At 74.3% G+C, this 7109-nt stretch carries 8 protein-coding genes; 4 read left to right on the forward strand and 4 right to left on the reverse strand.

The annotated features are described in order from the left end of the window. The coding region (locus tag ABD308_RS15195) for a C40 family peptidase (protein ID WP_344333823.1) at positions 1–471 on the forward strand (471 nt) is incomplete at its 5' end. 18 nt (positions 472–489) lie between these two features. Here ABD308_RS15195 and ABD308_RS15200 read toward each other — a convergent pair. Next, entirely contained in the window at positions 490–1218 is a 729-nt protein-coding gene (locus tag ABD308_RS15200) for a dienelactone hydrolase family protein (protein WP_344333824.1), read from the reverse strand. Between the two features lie 134 nt (positions 1219–1352). On the opposite strand from ABD308_RS15200, the gene ABD308_RS15205 reads away from it, so the two are divergent. After that, entirely contained in the window at positions 1353–2666 is a 1314-nt protein-coding gene (locus ABD308_RS15205) for a GNAT family N-acetyltransferase (protein ID WP_344333826.1), read from the forward strand. A gap of 51 nt (positions 2667–2717) precedes the next feature. Here the strand turns inward: ABD308_RS15205 and ABD308_RS15210 are convergent, their stop codons facing one another. Next, positions 2718–3521, reverse strand: a complete 804-nt coding sequence (locus ABD308_RS15210; RefSeq protein WP_344333828.1) for a TetR/AcrR family transcriptional regulator — start codon at positions 3519–3521, stop codon at positions 2718–2720. 184 nt (positions 3522–3705) lie between these two features. Here ABD308_RS15210 and ABD308_RS15215 point away from each other — a divergent pair, with 184 nt between their 5' ends. Then, the gene (locus ABD308_RS15215; RefSeq protein ID WP_344333829.1) at positions 3706–4245 is read left to right on the forward strand and encodes a GNAT family N-acetyltransferase; all 540 of its coding nucleotides are present in this window, start codon (positions 3706–3708) and stop codon (positions 4243–4245) included. Here ABD308_RS15215 and ABD308_RS15220 read toward each other — a convergent pair. Beyond that, on the reverse strand, positions 4233–4601 hold the full coding sequence (locus tag ABD308_RS15220; protein WP_344333831.1) for a macro domain-containing protein: 369 nt from the start codon (positions 4599–4601) through the stop codon (positions 4233–4235). The genes ABD308_RS15215 and ABD308_RS15220 overlap by 13 nt on opposite strands. Before the next feature lie 256 nt (positions 4602–4857). Then, a complete protein-coding gene (locus ABD308_RS15230) occupies positions 4858–6093 on the reverse strand; it encodes an MFS transporter (RefSeq protein WP_344333833.1) in 1236 nt (411 codons plus the stop codon). A gap of 147 nt (positions 6094–6240) precedes the next feature. Here ABD308_RS15230 and ABD308_RS15235 point away from each other — a divergent pair. Next, a partial coding sequence (locus ABD308_RS15235) for a LysR family transcriptional regulator (protein ID WP_344333835.1) occupies positions 6241–7109 on the forward strand: 869 nt, incomplete at its 3' end.

Genomic DNA, 7109 nt, shown 5'->3' on the forward strand with positions numbered 1-7109 from the left:
CGGGCGGCCGCCGAACGCGCCGCCGAAGCCGCCGAGCGGGCCGCCGCTGTGAAAGCCGCCCCGCCCGCCGCCACCCCCGCGCCCCCGCCGCCGCGCCCCTGGACGGCCGAGGGCGCGGCGGAGGCCATCGCCTTCGCCCGCACCAAGATCGGACTGCCCTACGTCTGGGGCGGCGAGGGCCCCGGCGGCTACGACTGCTCCGGGCTGACCATGATGGCCTGGCGTCAGGGCGGCAAGCGCCTCAACCACTTCGCCGCCGACCAGTACGCCCAGTCCACCCCGGTCAGCTACCGCCAGCTCCGCCCCGGCGACCTGGTCTTCTGGAGCACCACCGGCCGCGCCGCCGACATCCACCACGTCGGCCTCTACATCGGGGACGACCAGATGATCGAGGCCCCCCGGGCCGGCATGCCGATCAAGCAGGCCAGCCTCTGGATCATGGGCACCCCGGACTTCTACGCCCGACCCTGACCCCGGCCGGGCGTCCGCTCACCCGGTCACCGGCAGGCACTCGGCGAGCAGGCCGACGACGTCGCGCCAGGCCCGTTCCGCGTGTCGCGGGTGGTGGGCGACGCCCGGGACCACGGCGTGGTCGACCGGCGGGTGGTGGAAGGCGTGCTGGGCCCCGCCGTAGACCACCAGGCGCCAGTCGACGCCCGCGGCCTGCATCTCGGCGGCGAACGCGTCCCGTTGCCCGGCCGGCATGATCGGGTCCTCCGACCCGACCCCGGCCCACACCGGGCAGCGGATGTGCGCCGCCTCGCCCGGCCGGCCGGTGGTCAGGGCGTTGACCGTGCCGATCGCCCGCAGGTCGACGCCGGCGCGCCCGAGTTCCAGCGCGACCGCGCCCCCGGTGCCGTAGCCGATGGCGGCGATCCGGCCGGGGTCGGTCCGGGGCTCGTCGAGCAGCACGTCGAGCGCCGCCCGGCCGATGTCCCGCAGCCGGTCGGGGTCGGCGAGCAGGGGCATCGCGCGCGCCAGCATCTCCTCGGGGTCGGTGAACCAGCGCCCGTCGCCGTGGAGGTCGAAGGCCAGGGCCACGTAGCCCAGTTCGGCGAGGGCGTCGGCCCGGTGGCGGTGGACGTCGTTCACGCCCGCCCCCTCGGGCCCGAGCAGGACCGCGGGTCCGCGACCGGTTCCGGCCGGGATCGCGAGGTGTCCGATCATCGTCAGTCCGTCGGCCGGATAGGCGACCGTGCGTGTGGTGACCGTCGTCATGGGACGGACTGTAGTGCGGTCCGGGCCGGTCCGGGCCGGTCTTCACCATGGGCGGAAAACCGGGTGCGGGCACCGCCCCCGGTGCCTGGAATAAATCGGATGACCTCGCCGAAATCCCGCCGTACGGTGAGCGAATGGGCAATGAGACGAACGGCGGTCCCCGTGATCCGGGCAGCGGCCGTGTGAAGGAGCAGGGCGAGACCGTCGACGGGATCCAGATCCGGGCGGTCGGCGAGGACGAGGTCGAGGAGTGGGACCGGGCGCTCGCCGTCGGCTTCCTGCGCTCGCACGTCGGCCGGGCGACGGAGTTCCGCCGCCGCCAGTGGGAGCCGGGCCGGATGATCGGGGCGTTCGACGGCGACCGGATCGTCGCCACCTTCCGCAGCTTCGACGCCGAACTGACCGTTCCCGGCGGCGCCGTGGTGAAGGCCGACGCGATCACCGCCGTCACCGTGACCGCCACCCACCGGCGGCGCGGCCTGCTCCGCCGGATGATGACCGGCGACCTCGCGGCCGCCCGGGAGCGCGGCGCCGCCGTCGCCATCCTGGTCGCCGCCGAGTACAACATCTACGGCCGCTACGGCTTCGGCCCCGCCACCCGCGGCCACGGCTGGAACATCGACCTGCTCCGCGCCGGCGGCCTGCGGGCCGATCTGCCCACCGTGCCCGGCGGGCGGATCGACCTGGTGAGCATGGAGGAACTGCGCAAGATCGGCCCCGAGCTGTTCGACCGCTGGCGGGTCACCCAGCCCGGCGCGATCGACCGCGACGAGCTGACCTGGCAGCGCCACACCGGCGAGATCGAGGTCCCCGGCTTCGACTGGAAGGAGCCCTTCGCCGCCGTCCACCGGGACGCCGAGGGCACCCCGACCGGCCTGGCCGTCTACAAGGTTGACGACACCTGGGACGGCTCCTACCCGAACTGCACGCTCACCGTCCATGACCTCGTCGCGCTCGACCGGCCCACGGCCACCGCGCTGTGGCGCTACCTGTTCTCGGTCGACTGGGTGCGCAAGGTCACGGTCGAGAACGTCGGCCCGGACGACCCGCTGCCGATGCTGCTGAACGAGCCGCGCGCCGCCACCCCGCACGCCGAGAACGCCGACTTCATGTGGCTGCGGGTGCTGGACGTCGAGGCCGCGTTCAACGCCCGGACGTACGGCGCGCCCGGCCGCGTGGTGCTGGACGTCGAGGACCGGGACGGCTACGCCGCGGGCCGCTGGGCGATCGAGGTCGCCGCAGACGGCACCGGCCGCTGCGCGCGGACCACCGACGAGGCCGATCTGGCGCTGGACGCCTCGGCGCTCGGCGCGCTCTACCTGGCCGGCGAGACGCTGCCCAGGCTCGCGGTGGCCGGCCTGGTCACCGAGCTGCGTCCGGGCGCGGCGGCCGCCGCGGACCTGCTGCTGCGCACACCGCTGCTGGCCTGGAACATCGACGGCTTCTGATCCGCCGTCACCCCCGGTCGGCGCGGCCGGGGGTGGCCGCCGCGGCGGGCGCTACTTCACGGCGGTCTTGCCGATGGTGGGCAGGATGAAGTCCTGGATGAGGCCCTTGGCGTCGCGGACGATCGGCCGGAACACCCGGTAGCGGGAGAGGTTGATCACCCGGGCCGCCATGGGGGTCGACCGGCGGACGAACTCCCGGGTCCGCTCGGTGTCCTCGGTCCGGTCGAAGACCCAGTAGAGCACCACGACCATCAGGTGCAGCCAGAGCACGTCGGGCAGCAGCTCGACCAGTTCGGCGTCCAGCTTGGGCGCCAGCTCGGAGCCCTGCAGCACCTCGCGGAACAGCTCGACCGCCGTCGCCCTGGCCGGGTGGGACTCGTTGGAGAACGGGCTCAGCGAACTGTTCGGGTCGGCGGCGGTGCGGAAGAACTGCGCCGCGAACTCGTGGTACGGGGCCGCCGTGTCGAGCCAGGAGACCAGCGCGATCTCCAGTCGCTCGGAGAAGTCCCGGGTGTGCGCCATGCGGCGCCTGGCGTCCGCCGCGTGGTCGTACGTCATGCGGTCGTAGAACCCCTGGATCAGGAATTCCTTGGCCGAGAAGTAGTAGTAGGCGTTCCCGACCGAGACGCCCGCTTCGGTGGCGATGGCGCGCATGGTGGTCTTCTCGTAGCCGCGCTCCTGGAAGAGCCGCATCGCGGTCTCCAGGATCAGGGCCCGGGTCTGCTCGCTCTTGTCGGTCTTGGGCTGAGCGCGGCTGCCGCGCGCCTCGGCGGGGCTTCCGGCGCCGGTGCCCCCGTTTGTGTCATCGGCGCCGTTCGTCGCGCTCGTGCCGTTCGTCGCTGCCAGGTCGTCCACGGCCCCGAGCCTAGCCCGGGTCAGTCCCAGGCGGTGTCGGCGCGTACGGCACCGGACGTCCCCTCCGCATCCGGTGCCGACGCCGTCCTCGCGGTGATTTCGAACGCGTTCAAAGGCATGGCCTGACTCTAAGTCATGAACTGAACGCGTTCAAGTGTGCGTGGATGGATGAGATGCTGGATCCGTGATCACCGTGATACGGCAGGGCACCGCCCGAGACGCCGAGGCCGTCGCCGACCTGCACGCCGCCAGCTGGCGCACCGCGTACGCCGGCATCGTCCCCGACGAGGCCCTCGGCGACGGGCTGGCCGCCCAGCGGCGCGAGATCTGGGAACTGCGGCTCGCCGCCGACTACGGCGGCCCGGAGACGACCCCCGAACTGCTGGTCGCCGAACAGGGTGCCGAGCTCGTCGGTTTCGCCTACCTCGTCCCGCACTGGGACGGCCGGATCCTGCTCGACAACCTGCACGTCCGCCCCGGACTGACCGGCGGCGGCATCGGCCGGAGGCTCCTGGACGCCGCCCGCGTTCACACGGCCCGCCGCCACCCCGGGACCGACCTGTACCTGGAGGTGCTGCAGGCCAACACCCGGGCGGTCGCCTTCTACGAGCGCGAGGGCGCCCACCGCACCGCCGTGCGCGAGGGCGAGTTCCCCGGCGGCCACGTGCTGCCGGAGTACGAGTACACCTGGCCGGCCTCGGATCTCGCCCGTCACTGGTCGTAGACCGTCACCGGCACCCCCCGATCGGTCAGCCGGGCCGTCACCAGCGGCTCCACCGAGGCCCAGCGCCCGCCCGCCAGCCCGCACCCGATCCGCGGCATGTGCACGGACGCGCCCAGGCCGAGCGCGTGCCCGCCCAGCGTCGCGAGTGCGGCGTCGATCGCCTCGTAGCGCACCGGCGGCCCGGACGAGCGGCCCGTGCGGATGCCCCGCTGGCCGACCATGTTGGCCACCCAGAGGTACTCCCCGACCCGCACCATCTGCACGGCGCCCAGCCCGAAGTCGTTCGACGCCCGCTCCCGGTGCCACCGCCGGTACGCGGCCTCCGGCTCGGCCCAGCGCTGGGAGACCGCGACCACGAACCCCTTCCCCCATCCACGGTTGTCCGCCCGCTCGCCTCCGGGGCGCTCCGACCCGGTGCCGACGGTCGGCGGGCGCGGCGCCACCTCCTTCGTCGGCGGCTTGACCCTTCTCCCTTACGGCACCGGCGCGCCCCTTCGGCTCGGGGCGAGGTCATCGCAGACGTGCGCGATCACCTTCACCCCCCTGCCCAGGGGCGCCGTGGCATCGCCACGGACGTACGTGATGGTGCTCGCCTCCGCCATGACCCGAACGCTAGCGCGCCCCACTGACACCGAGGCCTTCGGAAGCGTTCGCCGGAACGTCCAGGTGGCGGCGGCCCACGAGGGCGATCAGCAGGGCCAGCGCCGCCGCCCCCGCCGGTACCCAGTAGCCCGCGCCGGGCCCCGCGTGGTCGGCGAGCGTGCCGGCCAGCGCCGAGCCGCCCGAGATGCCGACCACGATGCCGGACACCGCGATCGCCATGCCCTCGTTCAACTGTCGCTGCGGCAGCAGTTCCTGGAGCAGCGTCATCCCGGTGACCATGGTGGGCGCGGTCCCCGTCCCGGCCACGAACAGCGCGGCCCCGAGCAGTGCGAGCCCGGCACCGCCGAGCCCGGCCGCCAGCGGCAGGAGCAGCAGCCCCGCCATCGCCGCGACGCCCCGCAGGAAGCGGACGCCCGCCGGTCCGCCCGGCCGCAGCGTGCCGAACACCAGCCCGGCCGCGCAGGACCCGGCCGCCACCAGGGCCAGCAGTCCGCCCGCGACCGGCCGGTTCCCCAGCGCGTCCGCGTAGGCGACGGTGGTCAGGTCGAGCGCGCCGAAGATCATGCCGGTGCTGAGGAAGGTCAGCGTCAGCACCCGAAGCCCCGGCATCCGCAGCGGCGAGCCGTGGCGTCCGGCGGCCGGGCGGTCGGCGACCGGCGGTTCGGTGCGGCGCTGGGCCGCGAAGAGCAGCGCGCCGACGGTGCCGAGCCCGCCGGCGGTGAGCATCCCGGCCTCCGGCGCGATCGTCGTGCACAGCACCATGCCGAGCACCGGGCCGGCCATGAAGCAGAGCTCGTCCAGCACCTGTTCGAAGGAGTTGGCGAGGTGCAGTTCGTCCGGCTCGTCCCGGAACAGGTGCGCCCAGCGGGCCCGGGCCATGCCGCCGAGGTTCGGCGTCGCAGCGCCGGCCGCCCAGCAGACGTACAGCGTCCAGTCGGGGGCTCCCGCGCGGACGCAGAGCAGCAGTCCGGAGAACGGCACCGCGCAGTAGAGCACCGCGGGGACGGTGACCCGGGACTGTCCGAACCGGTCGACCAGCCGCCCGATCAGCGGCATGCCGATCGCCCCGGTGGCCAGGCCGGCCGCCGCGACGGTGCCGGCCAGCGCGTACGAGCCGCGCCGTTCGGCGATCAGCACCACCAGCGAGACGCCGGTCATCGACAGCGAGAGCCGGCCGAGCAGCCCGGCGAGGGTGAAGGCGGTGGTGCCGGGCCGGGCGAACAGGCGGCGGTAGGGGGCGAGCACGGGACTCCACGGGAAGCGGGGGAGGGAAGGTCCTCAGCCTCGGGCCGCCGGCCGCGCGCGGTCCAACACCTGTTCCGCCGCATCGACAACAGCATGGTGTCAATGGCCTCGGGCCGCCCCGCCAGGGCGCGTTGCTAGCCTGCCGCCATGCCCCGTGACCTGCATCCCCGCCTGCTCCGCGGTTTCGTCGCGACCGCCGAGACCCTGCACTTCGGGCGGGCCGCCGAGCGGCTGCACGTGGCTCAGCAGGCGCTCAGCCGGGATGTCCGGACGCTGGAACGGCTGCTCGGCGACGCGCTGTTCACCCGGACCACCCGCAGCGTCGAACTCACCGCCGCCGGGCACGGCTTGCTGCCCAGGGCGCGCCGGCTGCTGGCGCTGCACGACGAGATCCTGGCCGGCGCCGCGCACCGTCCGCTGCTGCTCGACCTCAACAGCGACGTCACCGGACCGGACCTCGCCGGCCACCGGCTGCTCCGACGGGCCCGCGCCGCCTGGCCGGAGGGGGAGATCCTGGCCCGTTTCCACGGCGGTCTGGCGGCCGCCGCCGGGGAACTGCTCGCCCACCGCCTGGACGCCTCGTTCGGCCGCTTCGCCGGGCTGCCCGCCGGGGTGCGCGACCGGCTCGCCCAGCGGCCGGTCAGGGTGGAGCCGATGTCGGTGATGATGACGGCCGGCCACCCGCTCGCCGGGCGGCCGGTCCTGCGGTTGGCCGAACTGGCCGGTCATCCGGTGGACGTCTGCGCGGGCAATCCGGCCACCACCGAGTGGGCCGACCTCGGCCTGCGGCTGCTGCGCGAGCACGGGCTGACCCCGGCGCCGCCGCGGGTCCCGCCGGTGGGGGTGGACGAGACGGCCCGCTACCTCGCCCGGCACGGCGAGCCGATGCTGACCACCGTCGGCGGTCCGACGCTGCCGGGTTCGGTGAACGTGCCGCTGGTCGAGCCGGTGCCGCTCAGCCTGGTGAGCCTGGTGCACCGACCGGACCTGAGGCATCCCGGGCTGACAGCGCTGCT

This window comes from Kitasatospora putterlickiae (assembly GCF_039527695.1).
Lineage (GTDB): Bacteria > Actinomycetota > Actinomycetes > Streptomycetales > Streptomycetaceae > Kitasatospora > Kitasatospora putterlickiae.

What these genes read in the sequence shown, in the direction of transcription:
- ABD308_RS15200 (WP_344333824.1), bottom strand. Translation starts at nt 1,218, where the DNA reads ATGACGACGGTCACCACACGCACGGTCGCCTATCCGGCCGACGGACTG.
- ABD308_RS15205 (WP_344333826.1), top strand. Translation starts at nt 1,353, where the DNA reads ATGGGCAATGAGACGAACGGCGGTCCCCGTGATCCGGGCAGCGGCCGT.